The sequence below is a fragment of the Saccharopolyspora dendranthemae genome (assembly GCF_007829955.1).
Classification (GTDB): Bacteria; Actinomycetota; Actinomycetes; order Mycobacteriales; family Pseudonocardiaceae; genus Saccharopolyspora; species Saccharopolyspora dendranthemae.
The window spans coordinates 1,126,464-1,147,410 of record NZ_VIWX01000001.1 but is presented as its reverse complement, the minus strand read 5'-3'; the positions used below and the strand labels follow the sequence as shown (position 1 = coordinate 1,147,410).

General features: G+C 70.5%; 21 protein-coding genes. 8 read left to right on the top strand and 13 right to left on the bottom strand.

The genetic code is table 11. The features are described 5' to 3' along the window. Positions 1 to 25: 25 nt before the first annotated feature. Together FHU35_RS05250 and FHU35_RS05245 are read right to left on the bottom strand one after the other, a co-directional pair. Positions 26 to 565, bottom strand: coding sequence for a dihydrofolate reductase family protein (locus tag FHU35_RS05250; protein ID WP_145737223.1), 540 nt, complete (start codon positions 563 to 565; stop codon positions 26 to 28). 32 nt (positions 566 to 597) lie between these two features. Next, positions 598 to 1,281, bottom strand: a complete 684-nt coding sequence (locus FHU35_RS05245) for a TetR/AcrR family transcriptional regulator (RefSeq protein ID WP_246110078.1) — start codon at positions 1,279 to 1,281, stop codon at positions 598 to 600. Positions 1,282 to 1,409: 128 nt separating this feature from the next. On the opposite strand from FHU35_RS05245, the gene FHU35_RS05240 reads away from it, so the two are divergent. From FHU35_RS05240 to FHU35_RS05230, 3 genes are all read left to right on the top strand, one after another. Further along, positions 1,410 to 2,633: an oxygenase MpaB family protein gene (locus FHU35_RS05240; RefSeq protein ID WP_145737221.1), complete on the top strand. Its 1,224-nt coding sequence runs from the start codon at positions 1,410 to 1,412 to the stop codon at positions 2,631 to 2,633. A gap of 42 nt (positions 2,634 to 2,675) precedes the next feature. Next, entirely contained in the window at positions 2,676 to 3,908 is a 1,233-nt protein-coding gene (locus tag FHU35_RS05235; protein WP_145737220.1) for an oxygenase MpaB family protein, read from the top strand. Positions 3,909 to 4,151: 243 nt separating this feature from the next. Further along, a complete protein-coding gene (locus FHU35_RS05230) occupies positions 4,152 to 5,309 on the top strand; it encodes a beta-ketoacyl synthase N-terminal-like domain-containing protein (protein WP_145737219.1) in 1,158 nt (385 codons plus the stop codon). Between the two features lie 41 nt (positions 5,310 to 5,350). Here FHU35_RS05230 and FHU35_RS05225 read toward each other — a convergent pair whose 3' ends face one another. Continuing rightward, complete coding sequence (locus FHU35_RS05225; RefSeq protein WP_145737218.1) at positions 5,351 to 5,704, bottom strand: nuclear transport factor 2 family protein; 354 nt, start codon at positions 5,702 to 5,704, stop codon at positions 5,351 to 5,353. 255 nt (positions 5,705 to 5,959) lie between these two features. Between FHU35_RS05225 and FHU35_RS05220 the strand changes: the two genes are divergently transcribed. The 3 genes from FHU35_RS05220 (at position 5,960) to FHU35_RS05210 (ending at position 8,606) form a co-directional block, all read left to right on the top strand. Next, positions 5,960 to 7,009: an Rv2578c family radical SAM protein gene (locus tag FHU35_RS05220; protein WP_145737217.1), complete on the top strand. Its 1,050-nt coding sequence runs from the start codon at positions 5,960 to 5,962 to the stop codon at positions 7,007 to 7,009. A 66-nt stretch (positions 7,010 to 7,075) separates the two neighbouring features. Then, complete coding sequence (locus FHU35_RS05215; protein WP_145737216.1) at positions 7,076 to 7,333, top strand: hypothetical protein; 258 nt, start codon at positions 7,076 to 7,078, stop codon at positions 7,331 to 7,333. 268 nt (positions 7,334 to 7,601) lie between these two features. After that, positions 7,602 to 8,606 (top strand): LacI family DNA-binding transcriptional regulator, encoded by a 1,005-nt coding sequence (locus FHU35_RS05210; RefSeq protein ID WP_145737215.1) that lies wholly within the window; start codon positions 7,602 to 7,604, stop codon positions 8,604 to 8,606. Positions 8,607 to 8,610: 4 nt separating this feature from the next. Here the strand turns inward: FHU35_RS05210 and FHU35_RS05205 are convergent, their stop codons facing one another. From FHU35_RS05205 to FHU35_RS05195, 3 genes are read right to left on the bottom strand one after another with little or no spacing between them, the layout of a single operon-like run. Continuing rightward, positions 8,611 to 9,321, bottom strand: a complete 711-nt coding sequence (locus FHU35_RS05205; RefSeq protein ID WP_145737214.1) for a sulfite exporter TauE/SafE family protein — start codon at positions 9,319 to 9,321, stop codon at positions 8,611 to 8,613. After that, complete coding sequence (locus tag FHU35_RS05200) at positions 9,318 to 10,643, bottom strand: amidohydrolase family protein (RefSeq protein WP_246110077.1); 1,326 nt, start codon at positions 10,641 to 10,643, stop codon at positions 9,318 to 9,320. The genes FHU35_RS05205 and FHU35_RS05200 overlap by 4 nt, the downstream gene beginning before the upstream one ends. After that, positions 10,633 to 11,949 (bottom strand): uracil-xanthine permease family protein, encoded by a 1,317-nt coding sequence (locus FHU35_RS05195; RefSeq protein ID WP_145737213.1) that lies wholly within the window; start codon positions 11,947 to 11,949, stop codon positions 10,633 to 10,635. Before FHU35_RS05195 ends, FHU35_RS05200 begins: the two co-directional genes overlap by 11 nt. Before the next feature lie 538 nt (positions 11,950 to 12,487). Here FHU35_RS05195 and FHU35_RS05190 point away from each other — a divergent pair. Next, positions 12,488 to 13,594 (top strand): alpha/beta hydrolase, encoded by a 1,107-nt coding sequence (locus tag FHU35_RS05190; protein ID WP_145737212.1) that lies wholly within the window; start codon positions 12,488 to 12,490, stop codon positions 13,592 to 13,594. Between the two features lie 13 nt (positions 13,595 to 13,607). On the opposite strand, the gene FHU35_RS05185 is transcribed toward FHU35_RS05190, so the two are convergent. From FHU35_RS05185 to FHU35_RS05160, 6 genes are all read right to left on the bottom strand, one after another. Then, positions 13,608 to 14,183, bottom strand: coding sequence for a TetR/AcrR family transcriptional regulator (locus tag FHU35_RS05185; RefSeq protein WP_145737211.1), 576 nt, complete (start codon positions 14,181 to 14,183; stop codon positions 13,608 to 13,610). A 222-nt stretch (positions 14,184 to 14,405) separates the two neighbouring features. After that, positions 14,406 to 15,065: a phosphonatase-like hydrolase gene (locus tag FHU35_RS05180; RefSeq protein ID WP_145737210.1), complete on the bottom strand. Its 660-nt coding sequence runs from the start codon at positions 15,063 to 15,065 to the stop codon at positions 14,406 to 14,408. Further along, positions 15,062 to 15,889: a phosphonate ABC transporter, permease protein PhnE gene (phnE, locus tag FHU35_RS05175; RefSeq protein WP_145737209.1), complete on the bottom strand. Its 828-nt coding sequence runs from the start codon at positions 15,887 to 15,889 to the stop codon at positions 15,062 to 15,064. The genes FHU35_RS05180 and phnE overlap by 4 nt, the downstream gene beginning before the upstream one ends. Then, on the bottom strand, positions 15,886 to 16,596 hold the full coding sequence (locus FHU35_RS05170; protein WP_145737208.1) for a phosphonate ABC transporter ATP-binding protein: 711 nt from the start codon (positions 16,594 to 16,596) through the stop codon (positions 15,886 to 15,888). Before FHU35_RS05170 ends, phnE begins: the two co-directional genes overlap by 4 nt. Continuing rightward, positions 16,596 to 17,513, bottom strand: coding sequence for a phosphate/phosphite/phosphonate ABC transporter substrate-binding protein (locus FHU35_RS05165; protein WP_145737207.1), 918 nt, complete (start codon positions 17,511 to 17,513; stop codon positions 16,596 to 16,598). Before FHU35_RS05165 ends, FHU35_RS05170 begins: the two co-directional genes overlap by 1 nt. Positions 17,514 to 17,531: 18 nt before the next feature. Continuing rightward, positions 17,532 to 18,659, bottom strand: a complete 1,128-nt coding sequence (locus FHU35_RS05160) for a TIGR03364 family FAD-dependent oxidoreductase (protein WP_246110076.1) — start codon at positions 18,657 to 18,659, stop codon at positions 17,532 to 17,534. Between the two features lie 115 nt (positions 18,660 to 18,774). Between FHU35_RS05160 and FHU35_RS05155 the strand changes: the two genes are divergently transcribed. Then, positions 18,775 to 19,566, top strand: coding sequence for a GntR family transcriptional regulator (locus FHU35_RS05155; protein ID WP_222429275.1), 792 nt, complete (start codon positions 18,775 to 18,777; stop codon positions 19,564 to 19,566). On the opposite strand, the gene FHU35_RS05150 is transcribed toward FHU35_RS05155, so the two are convergent. Beyond that, positions 19,529 to 20,638, bottom strand: coding sequence for a zinc-binding dehydrogenase (locus FHU35_RS05150; RefSeq protein ID WP_145737206.1), 1,110 nt, complete (start codon positions 20,636 to 20,638; stop codon positions 19,529 to 19,531). The two genes, FHU35_RS05155 and FHU35_RS05150, sit on opposite strands and share 38 nt — an antisense overlap. Positions 20,639 to 20,947: the final 309 nt, after the last annotated feature.

Below are 20,947 nucleotides of genomic sequence, written 5' to 3'. Positions count from 1 at the left end.
CGACGATTTCCCGCCCGTCAGGGGGTCAGCGGGCTCGTGCGTAGCTCTCGTAGATCACGCCTTGGAAGGTGGTGGTCTCGAGCAGACGCAGGTGCCTGTCCTCGGTGACCGGGGGCAGGTACGGGGTGCCGCCGCCGACGAAGATCGGGTGCCGGAAGAGGTGGAACTCGTCGACGAGGTCGAGTTCGATCGCTGCTGCGGCCAGCCCGGCGCCGCCGATCGCGACGGTCGAGCCGGCGGTCGTGGCAACCTCCCCCTGCAGCGTTCCCTCCGCCAGGCGGGCGTTGCCTTGAACGGCGTCGAGGGTGCGGCTGAAGACGACCTTCGTCAGCGCGCCCCAGGCATCGGCGAACGCGGCGCCGAGCTCGTCGGAGCGCATCGCGGGATCGGTCTCCCACACCAGCATGGTTTCGTAAAGCTTGCGGCCGCAGAGGAATCCGCCGAGCTCGCGCGTCTCCGCGAGGTGGCGCCGGAACTGCTCCTCGCTGGGCTCGCTCCACGCGAAGGCTCCCTCGCGATCGGCGATGAAGCCGTCCGCGGACACGTTCATCGTGTACACCAGCACGCCCTGGAGCGTACGTCGGTCACCGGGTTCTCTCAGCCCGACGGGCTGGACGGGTCGAGCATCGGTAGCAGGAACCGGCGGGCGATGTGCCGGATCTGCTGCTCGTCATCGAGGTCGACGAGGTCGCTCGGGGTGAGCAGGAACGACGTGGAGACCCGGACCATCATCTCGGCGACCAGGTGCACGTCGACGTCCTTCGAGACGTGGCCGGCGCGTTGTTCGATCCGCAGCCGCTCGGCGAGGAACCGGCTGACCGTGGCCATGGTGCGGCCGCCGTCGCTGATCATCGACGGGACCACGACGTCGGGCTCGGTGTCCATCAGGCCGCCGATCAGCGGGTTCCGCCGAATCGTGCGCAGTGAGCTGGCGAATCCCAGTTCCAGCCGCTCGGCGAGGGTTTTCGCCTTCCTGATGTCGAGGAGGAACTGGTCGAAGTAGCGGCGGAACTCGCGCCGGACCACGTGCTCGACGAGGGTGTCCTTGTTCGCGAACCGGCGGTAGACCGTGATCCGCGAGACCCCCGCTCGCTTGGCGACGTCCTCCATCGTCGACCGCCGGATGCCCATGCGGCAGAACTGCTCGTAGGCCGCGTCGAGCACGCGCGCGGTGGTCCCGTCGTTGTCGTCGACGGACTCCACGGCATCGGAGAAAGCACGCTCCAGCAACGTTTTCGAGTTCTCGTCGCGCGCGATCAGGTCGGGCAGTGCGGGATCCACGGATCGCCTCTTCTCGGTGCGGGAGGGGCTGGTGTTTCGCCTCGCGCTGTGCTGTCCTGATACGAGGAAGCACATCGCGTATCAGAGTATCAATCAGGTTGCTCGTAGCTCAAGGAGGAGTGCGAAGCATGGACGAACTCAGCAGGCGAAAAGCGTTGCTCTCCGGCGGAACACTGAGCGCGCTGGGCGCTCTGGGATTCGCGGGACCGGCCCACGCGCACAGGGTGTGGACCTGGTCGCCGCAGGGTTCGGTGGCCGGCAGCGGCGCGGGTGTCGACCCGCGCTGGTTGTGGGATGAAGAAGCCGACCCCGTGGTGAAGGGCCTCTTCGAGCGGGGCGAGGTGCCCCGCGTCAACGAATTGCTGCGCAGCTGGACCAAGAACGGCCAGCAGCTGCCCGACGGTCTTCCCAAGGACCTGCGCGACTTCATCGAGCGCGCCCGCCAGGTCCCCGCGTGGACGGACTTCGACAAGCTCGGCCAGGCCTACGACTTCAACGAACGACGCGGCCTCTACCTCGGCGTCCTCTACGGCATGGCCAGCGGCATGATGAGCACGGTCATCCCCAAGGAGGCACGGGCGGTCTACCACTCCTACGGCGGCGCGGACATGAAGGACCGCATCGCCAAGACCGCCAAGCTCGGCTACGACATCGGCACCCGCAACGCCTACGACCCCCACGGCGAGATGGGCGTCACCTGCGTGAAAACCCGCCTGGTGCACGCCGCAGTGCGACACCTGCTGCCTCAGTCGCCGCACTGGGACGAGGCCGCGCCGGAGGACATCCCGATCAGCCAGGCCGACATCATGGTCACCTGGCACAGCCTCGCCACGACCGTTCGGCAGAAGCTCACCGAGTGGGAAGTGCCGGTGGCACAGGAGGATTCGGATGCCTACCTGCACTCCTGGCAGGTGACCGGGCACATGCTCGGCGTCAGCGACGAGTACATCCCGGCTTCCTGGGACGAGGCCAACAGCCAGGCCGCGCAGGTGCTGACCCCCGCGCTGGCCCCCACGCCCGAGGGCGTGGACCTCGCGGACATCCTGCTCAACCTCGGTGCCGAGATCGACGGCGCGCTGTTGAGCAAGCCCGTCCTCGGCGCGTTCACCCGGTACACGCTCGGCGACGAGATCGCCGAATGGCTCTCGATCCCCAGGGAACCGGTCTGGAGTCCGCTGCTGGAAACCCTGTGGCGGCCGTTCATCATCGCGCGCGAAACCGGGCTCCACTTCCCCGGATCGCAGGAGACCTACTTCCTGTTCGACGAGTTCCTGCGCAAGGTCGTGCTGATCTACCTGAACGACGGGCAGCCGATCAGCATCGAGATCCCGATCATCAACCGTCCGTCCTGAGTCCGCCACGGACACAGCGATCTTCGAGAGGAGAACACCGAAATGGTGGGAATGAGCAGGCGTCGGGCGCTCATCTCGGGCGGTGCCCTGGGTGCGCTCGGCGCGCTCGTCGCGGCGTCCCCGGCGCAGGCGCGGTCGTTGATCGGGTGGACCTGGTCGCCGAGCGGGTCGGTGGCCGGCAGCGGCGCCGGTGCCGACCCGAACTGGGTGTGGGACGAGCAGGCCGATCGGCTGCTCGCCTCGCTCTTCGAGCGCGGAGTGATCCCGCAGGTCAACGAGCTGCTGTGGGACTGGGAGCGCAACGATCAGCCGCTGCCCGACGGGCTTCCCCCGGACCTGCGCGATTTCATGGAGCAGGCGCGGCAGATGCCGTCGTGGGCCGATCCCGACAAGCTCGAACTCGCCGCGGAGTTCAACAAGAGCCGCGGGATCTACCTGAACCTGTGCAACGGTCCGGGCGGCGGGATCCTGGCCACCGCCATCCCGAAGGAAGCCCAGTCGGTCTACTACTCGGCGGGCGGCGCCGACATGGAGGACCGGGTCGCCAAGACGAGCGCGTTCGGCTTCGCGGTCGGCTCGCTCAACGCCTACCGGCCCGACGGTTCGTGCGTCGTCGAGTGCGTCAAGACCCGGCTGGTGCACGCCGCGGTGCGGCACCTCCTCCCGCAGTCGCCGCACTGGCAGGCCGCCACCGACGAGGAGATCCCGATCAGCCAGGAGGACATGCTGGTCACCTGGCACACGCTGCCGACCTTCGCGATGCGCACGATGCGCGAGTGGGAGGTGCCGATCACCGACGACGAAGCCGAGGCGTACCTGCACCTCTGGCAGGTCACCGCGCACGTGCTCGGCATCGCCGACGAGTACATCCCGGCCTCCTGGGAGAGCGCCCACGCGCAGTCGGACCAGGTCATGGCGCGCAACACGGGTCCGACGCCGGAGGGCGTGAAGCTCACGGACGTCCTGCTCGGCCAGCTCGCCGAGCAGACCAGCCCGGCGAGCATCAGCCGTCCGCTGTGCAACGCGCTCGCGCGCTACCTGGTCGGCGAGCAGGTGGCCGAGTGGGACGGGATCCCGCGGGAACCCGTGTGGGACGAGCTGATTCCCGAGGTCTGGCCGCTGCTGGTGAAGTTCCGCGAGGGGCTGATCCCGCTGCCCGCGGTTCCCGAGGCCGCGTGGGCGGTCGACGAGGCCGTGCGGCAGTACATCTTGTTCTACCTCACCAAGGGTCGGCAGACGAAGATCGAGATTCCCGTCCACAACCGCCCGGAGTGACCGTGCCGGACGCCATGGGCAGGCGGCGGCTGAAGGCTCCGGCCGCGCACGTCCGACCTCTCCGCACGCACCGAAACCGTTCTGCGACAGTCCGTCACGTGTGCCGCCGCACGGGTGAACGCACCTGTGATTCGGCTCCCCGCCGGGCGGCGTACGTGTAGCGCACCGCCTGATCACCGCGATCCCACCGGCGACAGGATTCGTGCCCTGAACAGGGCTGATGGTGCGTTCGAGGTGATCGAAATGGAGTCCCACTTAGGCGTGCGGGGTCTGGGAGTCGTGACCGGCTACGGCTGGGGAGTCGAGCCGTTCTGGGACGGGCTGCTCAGCGGAAAGCACGCGGCTTCACTGGTCGACGGCTACGGAGAGGGAGCGGACCAGCACGCGTGGGTGGCCCAGGTGCCCCACGGCGGCGAGGAATCCGACGGGCCGAGCAGGTTCGGCCGCGCGATGCGAGGTGCGGCCCGCGAGGCGGTGAGCGACGCCCGAGCGCGCGGGTGGCGCGAAGGACGCCGGGTCGGTCTGCTGCACGCGGTCGTGCTCGGCGAAGTGGAGCTGTGGCGGGACTTCTACCGCGAAAACGGAGGCGACGTCTCCAAGCGCGAGTACCTGCGGCTGATGCCGTCGACGCCGATGTCGTTGCTGATGCAGGAGTTCGGGTTCCACGGTCCGGCGATGAACGTCTCGGCGATGTGCTCCTCGGGCAACGCGGGACTGCTGACCGCGAAGGCGTGGCTGGACGCGGGAATCGTCGACGACGTGGTCTTCGTGGCCACCGACGTGTCCGCGACCGCGGAGAACGTGCTGCACTTCGAGCGGCTCGGAGTCGCGTTCAGCGACGCCGAACCCACCGAGGTCTGCAGGCCGTTCCAGGAAGGCAGCCGGGGCTTCTCGATGGGCGAGGCGTCGGTCGCGATGGTCCTGTCCCGTCAGGGCGGCGGCGATTCCTACGCCCACCTGCTCGGCGGTGCGATGTCGCACGACGCGCACCACGTCACCTCGATCGACCCGAGCCTGACCGACATCACGCGCTGCTTCGAGGAGGCCTTCGACAACGCCGGTGTCGACGCGTCGCAGCTGCGCTACCTCAACGCGCACGGGCCGGGCACCCGGCAGTGCGATCGCGCGGAGTCCTCGGTGTTCGACGACCTCTTCCCGGCCGAGGCCGAGCTGTTCTCGGTCAAGCCGCTGGTCGGCCACTGCCAGGGCGCGGCCTCCGCGGTGGAGCTCGCGGCCTCCGCCCTCGCCTACGACCGGGGCGTCCTGCCGGCCGCACCGCGAGTCGCGCCAGGGCACCCGCGCCTGATCGACGGGCCGACCCCGATGCGCGGCGGCATCACGGTCAAGTCCTCCCTCGGCATGGGAGGCCACAACTCGGTGGTCCTGCTCGGCGCCGCCTGAGCCGGGGGACGGTTTTCCAGCGACCGGCCTGCCGGAGGTGCTCAGTCGTGGCTCGGCGCGGTCGTCGTGCCGTGCGAGTGCAGCATGAGCCAGGTCTGGTCGCTGCGCACCCAGATCGAGGTGCGCAGCGACGCGGAGCCGGAGCGATGAGCGGTGTAGGTGAGGAGGATGGTGTCGGGCCCGAGTCGGGTGGACCGGATTCCCTCGGCCCGGATGGGTTCGGTGCTGTCGCTGATCGCGTCGACCACGGAGTCCCGGTCCCAGGTCCGGCCGGATTGGCCGAACTCGCGGAAGTCGGGATGCAGCAACTCCCGCACCGCGTCGCCGTTGCGTCGCGTCTCCGGTTCCAGCAGGCGCAGCTCTGCGGCGATGACCGCTTCGGTTTCGTCGTCCATGACCTGCCCATCAAAACCCGGGTTGGTGTGAGATCGACTGGGGGAGTTCGCGTTCCGGACGCCTGCGCTCAAGTCGTCGAGTCGATCTCGAGCTCATCGATCACATCGTCAAGGGCGTGTCGGTGCGCTTGATGCTCTCTCCGGAATTCTAGGCATCGCGCGCCTCGGGGGTCGTGTTGATCGCTGAGCCGCTTGATCGGGTGAGAGAGGCGGACTGGAGTCGACAGGGAATCGAATCTGTGTTCGAATGGGTGCATGCGATGGGAAGAGCAGCGAGTCGACGGGCGGTTCGAGCTGCCGCTCGGGTTGCCGGAGCCTGAGCGCGGGAGCGGCCGAGCCGGGTTGGCGTTGCCCGAGCCGAAGCCGATCGAGGCCGGGACCGACGGCGCCTTCGCGATCGAGATCCAGGCGAAGTCGATCATCAACCGGGTGCCGGGCGAGTCGCAGGTGCCGTTCCGGTGGACGGTGAACCCGTACCGGGGCTGCACCCACGCCTGCGTCTACTGCTTCGCGCGTCGCACGCACACGTACCTGGACCTGGACTCCGGGCGTGATTTCGACAGCAAGATCGTGGTGAAGGTGAACGCGCCGGCGTTGCTGCGCAAGGAGTTGGCGAGTCCGCGCTGGGACGGTGAGCCGGTCGCGATGGGCACCAACACCGATCCGTACCAGCGCGCGGAGGGGCGCTACCGGTTGATGCCGGAGATCATCGCCGCTTTGCGGGATCGAGCGAATCCGTTCTCGATCCTGACCAAGGGCACGCTGATCCTGCGGGACCTGGACCTGATCGCTCAGGCCGCGCAGCGGACCAGGGTGTCGGTCGCGACGTCGATCGGGTCGGTGGACGAGGCGTTGTGGCGGGAGGTGGAGCCCGGAACTCCCTCACCGCTGCGCCGCCTCGACGTGGTGCGCCGGCTCGCCGAGGCGGGCACCGGCTGTTCGGTGCTGATGGCGCCGATCCTGCCGGGGCTCAGCGACTCACCGGAGCAGATCGACGCCACGGTGGGCGCGATCGCCGAGGCGGGCGCGGTGAGCGTGACGCCGATCGTGCTGCACCTGCGCTCGGGCGCGCGCGAGTGGTTCCACGAGTGGCTGAGCGCCCGGCGTCCAGACCTGCTCCCGCTCTACGAACGCCTCTACCGCAACGGCGCCTACACGCCGAAGTCCTACCAGCGCCAGGTCGTCGATCTGGTCGAACAGGCCAAGGAACGGCACGGTCTGGTGCGTCCGCAGCGGTCGGAGCACCGGCTCGACCCGCAGTCCGATGCCACCCCGGACCGCATTCGCCAGCTCACCCTGCTGTGATCTCGGGGATGGCCGCAACCGCGTGCTCACCACGCGGGCGCCAAATTCGAACGGGGGGAGGCATCCATGAACAACGTGATCGACAGCTTGCCGCCCGAGCTCCAGGGCGTCTTCATCGCAGTACTCCGCGAGTACGACAGCGGCCTGCTGAAGTCGCTGCGCACAAGTAGCGAACCCAGTCAGGACGAACGCGAGGCCGTGGAAGAGATCCTGTCCGACGCCTTCAGCGAACACCGCGATGCCGACGGGGAACCGACCGACCGCGGACGCCTCATCGACGACGCACTGGGCAAGTTCCTGCTCCGCTGGCCCGTCGAGGGCTAACACGCCGTGGGCTGCGTTTCCGCAGCGACGGCGAGGCTAGCGACGTAGTCGTAGTCCCAGTTTTAGTCCAAACCGAGCCATGATCATGTCCGAAATGTCGGCTCAGTTTGGACTAAAACTGGGAGTTGGTGCGCATCCCGCAACGTGACTCGGCGTCCGCGCCTGGTGCCCTGCTGGGTGGGGGTGCGCTGATTCGCGCCGCGTCCGCTCCGCGTGGGCACGGCGGTCGTCTCCGGTGTGCGCATAGGGTGGGCGCGAGGAGGTGGCCATGGAGGGGACGCGTCCCACCATCGCGGACGTGGCGCGCGCCGCCGGGGTGTCCCGGACGACGGTGTCGCACGCGCTCAACGGCGTGGGCAAGGTCGATCCCCGCACGCGGGAACGGGTCGCGCAGGTCGCCGCCGAGCTCGGCTACCGGCCCAGCCTGCGGGCGCAACGGCTTCGGCGTGGTGAGTCGCGGACGATCGGGCTGGTGTCGTCGATGCCCGTCGCGGTCGCCGGTGGACCGTCCCGGCTCGGCTTCTTCATGGAGGCCGCCGCGGCGGCGGCCGAAACGGCGCTGCTGCACGGGTTCGCGCTGGTGCTGGTCCCTCCCGTGGAGGCGGATCCGCCGCTGAACACGCTGGACGTCGACGGTGTGATCGTCGTGGAGCCGGGCGAGGCCGACGTGACGACGAATCAGCTGCGAGCGCGCGGTCTTCCGATCGTCGCGCTGGGGCGCCACCCCGGGGTCGACGTGCCGCACGTCGACCTGCACGCCGCAGCGGTCGGGCGCCTGCTCCTGGACCACTTGCGGGAGCAGGGCGCGGAGCGGATCGCGCTGATGATCGGCTCCGGCCGCCGCCACTCCTACGTGGACGTGGAGCAGACCTACCGGGACTTCACGGCGGAGCGGGGGATTCGGCCGCTGGTCGTCACGGCGGACGAATCCGGTGGGGAGGACGCCGGATACAAGTCCTGCCTGGAGGTCTTGGAGCAGGAGCCGGACGTCGACGCCATCTGCGCGATGGTGGACGCGTTCGCGGTCGGAGCCGTGCGCGCGTTGACCGATCGCGGACGCCGCGTCCCCGACGACGTGCTCGTCGCGACCCGCTACGACGGCCTGCGGGCCCGCACCTGCGACCCACCGCTCACCGCGGTCGACCTCCACCTCGGTGATGCCGCTGCCCAGGCCGTCGAACTGCTCATCGCCGGCCTCCGCAGCGACACCGAGAAGACCGAAGCCGCCGTCCCGGCACCGGTTCTCGTCCCCCGCAGGTCGTCGCTGCGCTGATGGGTCAGCCCGCGATCAGCAGGACCACGCCGGACACGATCGCGAAGAGCTGCACGAGCAGGCGCATCACGCGGTCGTTGAGTCGGTGGTGGACGAAGCGGCTCAGCAGCCCGCCCAGTGCCACGGCCGGGAGCAGTACCGCCGCCATTCCTAGCGCGTGCAGCGTGATCTTGCCCGTGATCAGGAGGACCACCAGCGAGATCACCTCACCGGCGATGAAGCAGACCGCGACGGTCGAGCGCAGGACCGCGGCCGGGTGGTGCTGGTAGACCAGCGCGAGAGGGGGCCCGCCGACGCCGGTCGCCGTCTCGGTCACGCCCGTGAACGCGCCAGCGGCCACGAACGCACCGCGACCCGGCTGGAACGACGGCGCGAGCAGCGTGACCACGGCCGCCAGCACCGTCGACGCGCCGACCACGAGGTTGAGCTGCGCCAGCGGCACGGCGACGAGCACCCAGAGCCCGCCGAAGGTGCCGGCGAACCGGCCCGCGGTGATCCACTTGGCACCGTGCCAGTCGAGCTTCCCGCGCTCGCGGCCGGCGACGTAGAGGTTGAGCGGGATCATCAGCGCCAGCAGGAAGACCGGCAGCAGCGCGGGTTCCACGAGCCCCACCACCGGTGCGACGATCAGCGCGAACCCGACCCCCGTGCTGCCCTGCACGAACGCCGCGACGGCCACGACCAGGGCGGTGACGGCCAGCAGGACGGGGCTCACGCGCGCACCTCCGTGGATCGGGGGTGCACGCGGTGCAACGGCGCGGCCGCCACCACCTCGCGGGCCAGCTCCTCGCCGCGCTCGAGGAGCTCTCGACCGTCCCAGTCGACCGGCCAGCCGCGCCAGAGCCGGAGGCGTCCGCCGACGAAGACCGCCGTGATCTGGTCGCGGTTGGCCAACCGGACCAGCTCCCACGGCAGGTCCCACGACGGGCGCAGCTCGGGGACGTCCAGGTCGACGAGCAGGAAGTCGGCCAGGCAACCGGTTTCGATCCTGCCGATCCGGTCGAGCCCGACGGCGTCACCGGAGATCGCGCGCTGCAACCAGGTCCAGCCGCCGCCGCACGAGGAATCCCCGGTGGCCAGTCCCGAAGCGATCCGCTGCGCGAACTCTGCCGCGTCCACCAGCCGGAACCCGTCGCCGCGCGTGCCGTCGGTGCCGATCCCGAAGCGGACGCCGAGCGCGGAGAGCAACGTCGCGGGCGCCACCGCATTCCCCTTCCAGGCGCTGGCGACCGGGTTGTAGCTGATCGCCGCCCCGGTCTCGGCCAGCAACCGGATCTCACCCGGGGTCAGCAGGGTCGCGTGCGCGCCGAGGGTCTGCGGTCCCAGCGCGCCGATCTCGTCGAGGTGTTCCAGCGGCCGGAGTCCGTGCTGTTCCAACGATCTCTCCACTGAAGCGAGGTGTTCGTTGACGTGGATCTGCAGAACCGCGGCCGAATCTCGGCACAGCTGCGCGAGTTCTCTCAGCACGTCATCCGGTACGTGCCCCGGGGTCGGGATCGCCAGGGAGGGGTGGAGCAGCGGCGAGTCCCAGCGGTTCAGGTGCCGCTCGGCCGACTCCGGATCCTCGCACACGGCGCCGAGAACGCACCGCAGCCCGGCCTCGTCGACCCCCTGCGCGACGCTCGCGAGGTCGACCGGTGCCCGGGTTCCCGCCTCCGCGACCGTGGTGAAGCCCCCGCGGAGGGACTCGAACGCGGCCAGCTTCGCCGCCACGTGGGCGGATTCCTCGGTGAGCTGCTGTTCGAGCGGCACCCAGATCCGCCGGAAGATCTCCGAGGGCTCCCCGAAGGCGAGCGCCTTGCCGAAGGTCTGGGTGAGGTGGTGGTGCGCGTCCACGAAACCGGGCATGAGCAGGTGCCGGTCCAGGTGCACGGGACGCAGTCCGGGGTGGGCGGCGGCCACGGCGTCGGCCTCGCCGACCATCGCGAACTCGCCGTGGGAGACGACGGCGGCCCAGCCGCGCACCGGCCCGCCGGGCAGCAGCACGACCTCGGGGAGCAGCAGGAACTCGTCGTCGTCGAAGGCGTCAGGCCGCAACGGTGTCCTCACTTCGTTCGGTCTTGCGGAGGTGGTGGAACAGCGCGTTGAGCACCGCGGCGCTCGCCGCGCCGACAGCGACACCGCTCTCGAGCACGATGCTCGCGGTGGGCGGCAGCTGGTCGTAGATGCCGGGCACCAGAACGGGCATCAGCCCGAGGCCGAGAGGCACCGCGACGACCAGCAGGTTCCGGTGGTCGGACAGGTCGTAGTCCCGCAGCATCTGCACGCCCATCACGGCGATCACGCCGAACACGACGACCGCCGTGCCGCCGACCACCGAGGGCGGGATGGCGTCGATCACGCGCGCGAAGGGTGCGAACAGCCCGATGACGACGAGCACCACCCCGGCGACGACCGTGACGTATCGGCTGCGCACGCCTGTCATCCGGACGATGCCGATGTTCTCGCCGCTGGTGACCATGAGCGAGGTGCCGAAGAACCCGCCGATCAGGGAGATCAGGCCGTCGCCGCGGATGGTGCGCGGGGCGTCGCGCCGCACGTCGATCTCCTTGCCGACGACCTCGGCGTTGAGCACGGTCTGACCGGTGGCCTCGGCCATCGACGCGAGCGCGAAGATGAGCAGCGGGATCGCGGCGAGGACGTCGAACTCCGGAGGCCCGAACGGGAACGGCGTCGGCAGGGTCACGAGCTCGGAACCGAACCCGTCGAAGCGCAGCTCGCCGAGCGCGGCTGCCAGCGCGGTGCCCGCGACGAGCCCGAGCACGACCGCGAGCTGCCGCGCCATGCCGCGCAGGAACCGGTGCAGCAGCACCGTGAACGCGATGGTCGCCAGGCCGAGCAGCAGGTGCCGGGGATCGCCGAAGCCGGGACTGCTGGGCTTTCCGGTGATGAGCTGGGCACCGGACTTGATCAGCGTGACGCCGACCAGGACGATCATCGTCCCGATCACGATGCCGGGGAAGAACCGCAGCAGTCGGCTGAACAGCGGAAGCGCCAGGAAGTAGAAGGCGCCGGTGAGGATCACCGCCCCGACGGCGGTCCGGACGCCGTGCTCCTGCGCGATCGCCAGGAACAGGATCACCGGGGCGCCGCCGGGCAGCATCACGAACGGCAGCCGGGCGCCGATGCGCCACGGGCCGAAAGACTGCACGAGCGTGCCGATTCCGGCCAGCACGAACGTCGCCGAGAGCAACCGGACGGTGAGGTCCGGAGCCAGGTCGAGGGTCTTGGCGACCAGGAAGACGCTGGAGATCGGTGCAGCGGCCATGACCAGCACGTGCTGCAGGCCGAAGGGGACGAGACGGGACAGCGGGCGGAATTCGTCGACCGGATGTCTTGGCACTTCGATCCTCCGTTCCCGGGAGGTCGGGCGAACGGGATGGGGCGGTGCTGCCGGCCCGCGGGGTGCCGGATGACGCCCTGCCGACACGCGCGTGGTTCGCCGGATCACCAGGGCCAAATCGATTTGGCCGGAAGTATTCAGCCCACCCCGAGCCGTGTCAACCCCGCAGATCGCGCCGAAGTCAGGGCTGCGACGGGATGTGCGCGCCGGCCATCAGCCGAGGCCGCGCAACGACTTCGGGGAAGCGGGGTCTGCGCCTGCAGCGGCACGCTTCACCCCGTGCGGCACGTGGTGTGGTAGTCGGAAACCCTTGGGCAAGGGTAGGTTTCGATCGCCCGCGATCGAGGGCGTCGGGGTGATGCGCCGATCTGATCCCGTGGTCGGAGCGGCACTTCTTTCGGCGACTGCGGGGCGAGCGCCTTCGCCGTGCAGCGCCGGGCATCGTTTCTTGACTTCCAATCAAGAGGGTTCTAACGTTCGCGCCGACTGGCTCTTGATTGCAAGTCAAGAGCGACGGGTGAGCTGAATAAGGTAGGCGATGGGAACTTCGGCGGAGAAGGACGGCCGCACCGGGTCCGTGCGGCGGGACGTGTGGTTCGAGTCAGGGGGCGTGCGGTGCGCGGCCTGGCTGTACGTGCCGGCAGCCGAAGGCGGGCCTCGGCCGTTGGTGGTCATGGCGCACGGGTTGGGTGCCGTGCGGGAGTGGAGGTTGGACGCGTTCGCGGAGCGGTTCGCCGCGCAGGGGTGGATGGTGCTGGTGTTCGACTACCGGTACCTGGGTGCCAGCGAAGGATCTCCTCGGCAGCTGCTCGACATCGGCGACCAGCTCGACGACTGGCGCGCGGCAGTGGCCTACGGCCGGTCCCTGCCGGAGGTCGACCCCGACCGAATCGCGTTGTGGGGGACTTCGTTCGGCGGCGGGCACGTGCTGAGGGTCGCGAGCGAGGACCACGGCGTGGCCGCGGTCGTGGCCCAGTGCCCGTTCACCGACGGCCCGGCGTCGTTGTTCTCCCGGTTCCGGGCCAGCCCGGTGAGCACGGTCGGGCTCATCATCGCCGCCGTGCTCGATGTCGTCGGTTCGGTGTTCGGGGCGAAGCCAGTGCTGGCTCCGGTGGTCGGGGTGTGGTGGATGCCCGCCTTCCTGGTGTCGCCGACCACGATCGCCGAGGCGTCCAGGCTGATGCCGGCGGGGTCGCGGCTCTCACCTCGCACAGCCGGGGCCCTCGCCCGGTTCCCCGCCCTGGGCAAGGGGCTGTCTCCGACCGTCGAGACGGGTGGGCAGCCGTTCCGCCCCGGCGACACCGCTGTGGGCCGCGACACGATCTGGGGTGTCATGAGGGGCTCGGCCGGTGGCGGTGACAGCGCCAACGCGATCGCGGCCCGGCTCGCGTTGCGGTTGCCGCTGTACCGGCCGGGCAAGGACATTCGCAAGGTCGCCGCGGCGACCCTCTTGTGCGTGTGCGACGACGACCGCGCCGCCCCTGCGCGCACCACGGCCCGCCTCGCGGCCGGGCAGGACCACGTCCAGGTCAACCACTACGACGGCGACCACTTCGACGTCTACGTCGGTGATCTGTTCGAGCGCGCCGTCGCAGACCAGGTTCGGTTCCTCGCCGCCCGGTTCACGGCCGCGGCGGGCAGGTAGCCGACCCGCCGCATCACCTGACGTCGGGGGAGCTCGGCACTGCGGCGATGCCGCGGGCACTGCGCACCAACGTCTCGACGACGGCGCGATCGCTCGCGGCATCGCCTGCGTGCGTCAGCATCCCTTCGACGACGAACACCCCGATCCGGGTCATCTCGGTCTGCTCGGTCTCCGGCACGCCCAACGCGGCCAGATGCCACCGCAGGATCGTCTCCACCTGCTCGTGGAAGCCGTCGTGCCACACCCGCAACGACTCCGAAGCCGCGACCCTGGCGTGCACCGTCGTGATCAGCCGATCGACCCGCCGCAGCTCGGTGACCGCCCACAACAACTGGTCGACCGGCGGTTCAGCCGAGCGTGCCGTCACGCCGTCCAGGAAATGCGCGAACAGCGCGTCCAGAACGGCGACCAGGACCTCGTCCTTGTCCTTGAAGTACCAGTAGACGGTGTTGGAGGTGACCCCCGCCTCACGCCCGATCCGCGCCATCGTCGTGGGGTCGTAGCCTTCTTCCACGAACAACCGCGTGGCCGCGGCGACGATCTCGCCACGCTTCTCCTCCCGGTCCTGCGGGCGTCGGTTACGCGGCATCCATCACCTGGCCAGATCGGTCACGCTGGAACCCCCACTCTAAGGGGACGCGGCGCAACGACGGTCTCGACCCGGCACGGCGCACCGGACGCGGGTGGCGAGGTCGTCCTTCGGTGCCCCAGGGCTGGATCTGCCCTCCGACCGGCCTGGACGCATCCCGCCCACCGACCATGAACGCTGACCGGCGTCTCGCCCCACCGGTCAACGTCCGTGGACAGAGCACTAGCGCGTGGTGTCCAGGATTTCGCGCAGGTCCGCTGCTCCGGGCAGGATCCGGGTGGGGGCGTGCTGCTCCAGCTCGGCCCGGGTCTGGCCTCCGGTGAGGACGCCGATCACGTGGCCCGCGCGGGCGGCGTGGCCCGCCTGGACGTCGAGGACGGTGTCGCCTGCGGTGAGGACCTGGGCGGGGTCGGTGATCCCGGTCAGCTCCATGGCGCGGTGGATCATGTCCGGGGCCGGGCGCCCCTCTCGGACCTCGCTCGCGCAGACCACCGCGTCCAGCTGCTCGCCGACCTTCCAGTCCACTTCGGACAGGATGGTGTCGGTGATGCGCCGGTCGAACCCGGTGGTCAGCGCGACTCGAACTCCCGATTCGCGTAGCGCTGCAAGGGTTTCCGGCACTCCCGGGAACGGCTTCGGCGGGGTGCCGGCGTAGGCCTCCCTGAGGCGGGTGACGAAGCGGTCGTGCAGCTGCTCCACCGCGTCGGGGTCGCCGGTGAGCGCGGCCAGCGCTGCGCGCTTGTCCGCACCCATCCAGCGGCGCACCTCGGCGTCCGGGGGAGGGGTGCCGTGCTCGGCGACGACCTCGGCGAGCACCCGGTAGACCGCACCTCCCTCGTCGATGGTGGTACCTGCGATGTCCAGTGCGACCAGAGCGATCACGATGTGCTCCCGAGCAGTCGGCGGATGAGGGCGGAGAGCTGGTCCACGACGACGATCAGCACCAGCACCACCAGGATGTGCGTGAGCATCTCGTCGAACTGGAAGAGCTGGATCGCCTGGTTGATCAGGAAACCGATGCCGCCCGCGCCGACCAGTCCCAGCACCAGCGAGGACCGCACGTTGACGTCGAACCGGTACAGCAGCAACCCGACCATCTGCGGTGTCACCACCGGCAGCAGCGCGTGCAGGGCGACCTGGACGCGACCCGCACCGGCCGAGCGAAGCGCTTGCGCAGGACCGGGATCGGCCTCCTCCAGCGTCTCCGCCCACAGCTTGCCCATGACGCCGATGTTGTGGAACACCAGCGCCAGCACGCCGGGGAACGGGCCGAGCCCGACGGCGGTGACGAAGATCAGCGCGAACACCACGTCCGGGACCGCGCGCAGGAACGACAGCAGTCCCCTGGCGGCCTGGTAGATCCAGCCGGGTGCGCTCCCGCGAGTCGCCAGCAGCGCCAGCACCAGCGAACCGGGGATGGACAACGTGGTGCCCAGCAGGCCGATCCAGAGCGTGACGACGGCGGCCGACACGCTCTCGCCGAGGACGTCCGAGCTCAGCTCGGGAGGGATGGCCTCCGACAGGAACTCGCCCATGCCGGTGGCGCCCTCGACGAGCGCGGACACCGAGATCTCGGTGGCGTTCCAGGCGGCCACGTGGGCGGCGAGCACCAGCGCCGCGACGATCCAGCCGACGATCCGGAGCCGGATGCGCGGCGGTTTCGGCGGCACTGCGCGACGTGCGGGTTCTTGCACGGCGGTGGTCACGACGGGATCTCCAGCAGGGCGTGCGGGTACAGGGAATCGACGGGCTGAGCGGGGTCGCCGTCGAGGACGACGGAGCCGTCGCGCAGTCCGACGACGCGGTCGGCGTAGCGGCGGGCGAGGTCCGGCTGGTGCAGGACGGCGAGCACCGCCAACCGCTCGGTGTGGGCGAGTTCGGCCAGCAGTTCCAGCACCTGCTCGGCGGCGGCCGGGTCCAGCGCGGACACCGGTTCGTCGGCCAGCACCACCGGTGCTCGCTGGCACAGCGCGCGGGCGATGGCGACGCGCTGCTGCTGCCCGCCGGACAGCCCCGCGGCGCGGTCGTGCGCGCGATCGGCGAGCCCGACCCGGTCCAGGCAGGCCATCGCCTCCTCCCGCACCTCGCGGGGGAACAGGCGGGGCGCGAGCGAGCGGTGCAGCGGGAGCCTGCCCAGCGCGCCGGCGCAGACGTTGTCCAGCGCGGTGCGCCTGCCCACGAGGTGGATCCGCTGGAACACCAGGGCGATGTCCAGCGGCCCTCGGCGTCGTCCGTCGACGGTGACGGTGCCGTCCGATGCGACGAGCCCGGCCGCCGCGCGCAGCATCGTGGACTTGCCGGACCCGTTGGCGCCGAGCACGGCCAGCAGTTCACCCGATTCCACGGTCACGTCGACCTGGTGCAGGACCTCGCGGGGTCCGTAGTGGACGGTCAGTCCGGTGGCGGTGAGCATCAGGCGTCGCCTTCGGTGAGGTGGAGGGCAGCGGCCAGGTCGAACAGCGGCTGGTAGGTGGAGCGGTCGACGGGCACCAGCGGTCCGGGCGGCGACACGTCCAGCAGCGCACCGATCTCGCCCACCGTGGCCGGGTCCAGGTTCAGCAGCGCGTCCCGGACGGCCTGCTTGAACGCCGGGTCCATGTCGCCGCGCACGGTGATCGGGTCGTTCGGGATCGGCGGCGAGCTCCAGATCTGGCGGTGCGCGGCGGGATCGAAGGTGCCGGCCGCGGTGGCGCTGGCCAGCTGCTGCGAGTTGATCTCGGCGGCGTCCACGGCTCCGTTGGTCAGCGCAAGCAGCGCCTCGGGGTGGCCACCGGCGTAGTCGATCTTCACGTCCTTCTCCGGGATCCGCGCGTCGGCCAACGCCTTGCGCGGCAGGGCGTCTCCCGAGGTGGAGCCGGTGGAGCCCAGCGCGAGGGATCGGCCGCGCAGCTGCTGGACCGAGGTGATGTCGGAGTTCGCGGGAACCCAGATGCCCGCGGTGTAGGTGGACAGCGCTCGGTTCGCGTCGGCGAAGGACGCCACCGCTTCGGCGTCGGCGCGCTGGCTGGCGAACACGTAGCCCAGCGGGCCGAAGATCGCGATGTCGAGCTTGCCGTTCTGCATGGCCAGGACCTCGGCGGAGTATTGCTGGGTCACCTGGACCTCCACCGGGCAGCGCAGTGACTTCGACAGCGCGTCCCCGAGCTTCTGCGCGGCGGGGGTGAGTCTGGCGGGGTCTTCGAAGGGTTCGACGCCGAAGCGGATCTTGCCGTCCGGGCAGGTCGGCGACTCGGCGGCGGTGTCGCCACCACCGCAGGCGGTCAGTGCCAGGACCGTGCCGGTCACGAGGGCGAGCGCGATCTGGCGCGGGAACGAGCGGCGCAAGGACATCAGGGCTCCAGGGAGGGTTCAGGCGAGGGAGTCGAGAACGGACGGAGCGAGCCCGAAAGCGGTGGTCATACCGATTCCGGAGGTCACGGCGACGGCGGTGACGCCGGGGGAGAGGCGGGCGCGGAGGAACTCGCCCTCGGCCGAGGCGTAGACGCCCTGCCAGCGGCGCACCACGTCGAGGTCGTCGCGGCCGAGGAGCGCGCGGGTCTCGGCGAGCAGGAGCCGGTCGAACTCCTCCGACGACCAGGGCTCGGGTGTGCGGGCGTAGGTGTGGGTGTCGCCGACGACGAGGTCGCCGCCGGACAGCTGGGTGAGCATGTGGTTGACCGACGCCTCCAGCAGTTCCGGGCGCTGGTGGCTCAACCGGGTGCGCAGCGCGCGGGCGCCTCCGGTCGCGGCCAGCGCCGGGTAGCGCAGCATCGAGGTGCCGGTCAGCAGTGCCGGGTCCAGGCGCAGGCCGGGTGCCCGGACCTGCAGCATCTGCAGGACGCACCGGCGCATCCCGGCGGATTCCGCGGTCTCCGGGAAGATCCGGTCGAGGTCGTGTCCTGCGCACACCACGACGCGGTCACCGCGCACCGGACCTCGGCCGGTGCGCACCAGGCCGTCGTCGACACCCAGAACCGGGGTGGACCACAGGAATCGAACTCCGGGCTGAGCGGCGAGCCAGTCGGCGATCGCCGCGGCGGCGCGCCGCTGGTCGACGCGCAGGTCGCGGGCGAGCAGCGCGCCACCTTCGAGTCCCGTGGTTGATACCGGTGCGGCGGAGGCGGTTTCAGCTGCGGTGAGCAACCGGACCTGGTCCGTCCCTCGGTTGGTGGCGAGCTCCTCCAGCGCGGCGGTCTCCTCGGCCGACCGGGCGACCACCACCGTGCCGCACTCGGCGACCTCGAAACCCGCCTGCTCGCCCAGCCGCAGCCAGGTGGCGCGGGCCTGCTCGGCGAAGCGCAGCGCCTCGCCCTCCTGGGCGGTGATGCAGGCGTGCCCGAAGTTGCGGACCGAGGCGCCGACCGCGCGTTCGTCCCGCTCGACGACCGTGACCGACATGCCGCGTTCCACGGCGTCCACGGCGTGCGCGAGACCGACGATCCCGGCACCGACGACCACGAGGTCGGAAGAACTGCTCGACATGCTCACGGCGGTCACCGTGTCAGCGTTCAACGCAGCAGGTCAATGACTTGTATGTACAAGTAATCTGCTGTTCAACCAGGGATTTCCGGTCGTCCATCTCCTCGCGGCCTGAGCTTGTATAGTCCAGTTCGTGACGACTCCACTGCACCGCGCACTGGCGGGAGAACTGCGGCAGCGCATCCGGTCGGGGGACATCGCGGTGGGCGATTCCCTGCCCTCGGAATCCCAGCTGTGCCAGGAGTTCTCGGTCTCGCGCGGCCCCATCCGCCAAGCCCTGGCCGCGCTGCGCGACGAGGGGCTGATCGGGGGCGGCAAGGGCAAGCGGCCGGTGGTCCTCGACGCCGTGCCGAGCCAGCCGTTCGAATCGTTCCTGTCGTTCACCCGGCGCGCGGAGATCACCGGGCACGTCCCGGGCCAGCAGCTGCAGGAGATCGCGCTGCGCAGGCCGGAACCGGCGATCGCCGCCGCGCTGCAGCTCGAACCCGGCGCCCTGGCCGTTCAGCTGCTGCGCCTGCGACTGCTCGACGGCAGGCCCGCGATGCTGGAGCGGATGACCTACCGCGAGCAGATCGGTCGCCCGCTGCTCGACGCCGATCTCGACGCCGGCTCGATCTACGCCTACCTCACCGAGCGGGGGGTCGATCTCAACGCGGCGCGGCACACCTTCGACGCGGTGGCCGCCGACCCGACCGACGCGGGACTGCTGGAGGTGGGTGAAGGTGCGCCGCTGCTCCGCGAACGCCGGGTCACCACGGATTCCGCGGGCACGCCTCTGGAGTGCTCCGAGGACCGCTACCGGCCGGACGTCGCCTCGGTGACGGTGACCAACACCCGCAGCCGGCGGGCCGACGTGACCCGCTCCGGCCCGGCGTGGGCGGGCGAGTTCACGCCGTCGGCCGCGGCAGAGGTCGCCCGGTCCTGACTCGAGGAACGATCGCCTGCCGGGGCGCTTCGCCCCGCCGCGCGGCGGCGAAGGCCGCATCGAGCTCGTCGAGCCGGTGACGACCGGCGACCAGCTCGGCGAACGGGCGGTTCCGGTGGTGCTCGGTGATGAAGTCGACCGCCACCTGCAGGTCGCGGGGGTGGTAGTTGTGCACGCCGACGATCCGGTGCAGCCCGCGCACCAGGCTCTCCGGGTCGAGGCGGACGGCCGGGCCCGGCGAGACGGAGCCGGCGAGCACGGCGACCCCGCCCACCGACAGCGAGTCGAGGCAGGACTGCACCGCCTCGAGGGCTCCGGAGAGCTCCAGCGCGACATCGCACTCGCCGATCGGTGCTCCGACCGGCTGCGCCTCGCTCGCCCCGAACCGCAGGGCCTGAGCCCGGCGCTCGGGGTGCGGGTCGACCGCCACCACGCGGGCACCGGCCGCCGAGAGCATCGCCACCGCCGTCAGCCCGAGCATCCCGGCGCCGTTGACCAGCGCCCGGGTCTCCGGCCCGACGGGGCCCGCAGCGCCCACCACGGCCGCGACCGTCGCCGTCGCGCAGGACACCGGTGCCGCGACCTCGCCGGGCAGGGACTCGTCGACCGTGGCGATCGCGGTCCCCGGCAGCAGCAGGCAATGCGTGGCGAAACCACCGCGCAGCGGGCTCTTCTCGTCCCACGCCTCGTGCCCGTACTTGCGCAGGTGCAGGCACTTCTGCGGCATCCCCGCCGAGCAGCGCGCGCAGCGCAGGCAGGAGGCGGCCACCGACCAGACGACGCGCAGCCCGGGCGTCACCGGAGTGGAGTCGAGGCACCGGGGTGCACCGGGGCCGACGGCCACGACGCGCCCCACCTGCTCGTGCCCGAGCACGCCGGGAGCCGGGCCCGGCCGATCGCCGGTGACGGTGTGCAGGTCGCTGCCGCAGACCGTCGCCAGCTCGACCTCGACGAGCACCTCACCGTCCGCCAGCACCTGCGGCAAGGGCGTCTCGATGACGCGGAACGGCCCGCCGACGCCCTCCCACCTGGCCGAGCGAGCGGATTCGAGGACGGTTGCAGCAGAACTCATGCTCGCCACCCTGCCCGCAGATCCGACATCCTGTATAGACAAGTTGGGGAGTGTTCACCGGCAGGTCATGTCCTGTCGGCGTCTCGCCTGGCGAGGGGCTGGAACGACAGCGAGGCCGAGCCTGCGCCGACCTCCGTGGGAGGTTGCTGCGGCTCGGCCTCTTGGCGATTTCCGGAAACCCTCGGTGCTCTCGGTTCGAGCGGTCGCAATCCGGAATTGTTTAGTCGTTGTGCGCGCGTCCGGCCATTGTTTCCCGAATGTGAAGACGAGCGCGATCCGGGGTTTCGTCTTTTCTTGAATTGTTCGAGT

What these genes read in the sequence shown, in the direction of transcription:
- FHU35_RS05240 (WP_145737221.1), top strand. Translation starts at nt 1,410, where the DNA reads ATGGACGAACTCAGCAGGCGAAAAGCGTTGCTCTCCGGCGGAACACTG.
- FHU35_RS05235 (WP_145737220.1), top strand. Translation starts at nt 2,676, where the DNA reads ATGGTGGGAATGAGCAGGCGTCGGGCGCTCATCTCGGGCGGTGCCCTG.
- FHU35_RS05230 (WP_145737219.1), top strand. Translation starts at nt 4,152, where the DNA reads ATGGAGTCCCACTTAGGCGTGCGGGGTCTGGGAGTCGTGACCGGCTAC.
- FHU35_RS05225 (WP_145737218.1), bottom strand. Translation starts at nt 5,704, where the DNA reads ATGGACGACGAAACCGAAGCGGTCATCGCCGCAGAGCTGCGCCTGCTG.
- FHU35_RS05220 (WP_145737217.1), top strand. Translation starts at nt 5,960, where the DNA reads ATGCGATGGGAAGAGCAGCGAGTCGACGGGCGGTTCGAGCTGCCGCTC.
- FHU35_RS05215 (WP_145737216.1), top strand. Translation starts at nt 7,076, where the DNA reads ATGAACAACGTGATCGACAGCTTGCCGCCCGAGCTCCAGGGCGTCTTC.
- FHU35_RS05210 (WP_145737215.1), top strand. Translation starts at nt 7,602, where the DNA reads ATGGAGGGGACGCGTCCCACCATCGCGGACGTGGCGCGCGCCGCCGGG.
- FHU35_RS05190 (WP_145737212.1), top strand. Translation starts at nt 12,488, where the DNA reads ATGGGAACTTCGGCGGAGAAGGACGGCCGCACCGGGTCCGTGCGGCGG.
- FHU35_RS05185 (WP_145737211.1), bottom strand. Translation starts at nt 14,183, where the DNA reads ATGCCGCGTAACCGACGCCCGCAGGACCGGGAGGAGAAGCGTGGCGAG.
- FHU35_RS05170 (WP_145737208.1), bottom strand. Translation starts at nt 16,596, where the DNA reads ATGCTCACCGCCACCGGACTGACCGTCCACTACGGACCCCGCGAGGTC.
- FHU35_RS05165 (WP_145737207.1), bottom strand. Translation starts at nt 17,513, where the DNA reads ATGTCCTTGCGCCGCTCGTTCCCGCGCCAGATCGCGCTCGCCCTCGTG.
- FHU35_RS05150 (WP_145737206.1), bottom strand. Translation starts at nt 20,638, where the DNA reads ATGAGTTCTGCTGCAACCGTCCTCGAATCCGCTCGCTCGGCCAGGTGG.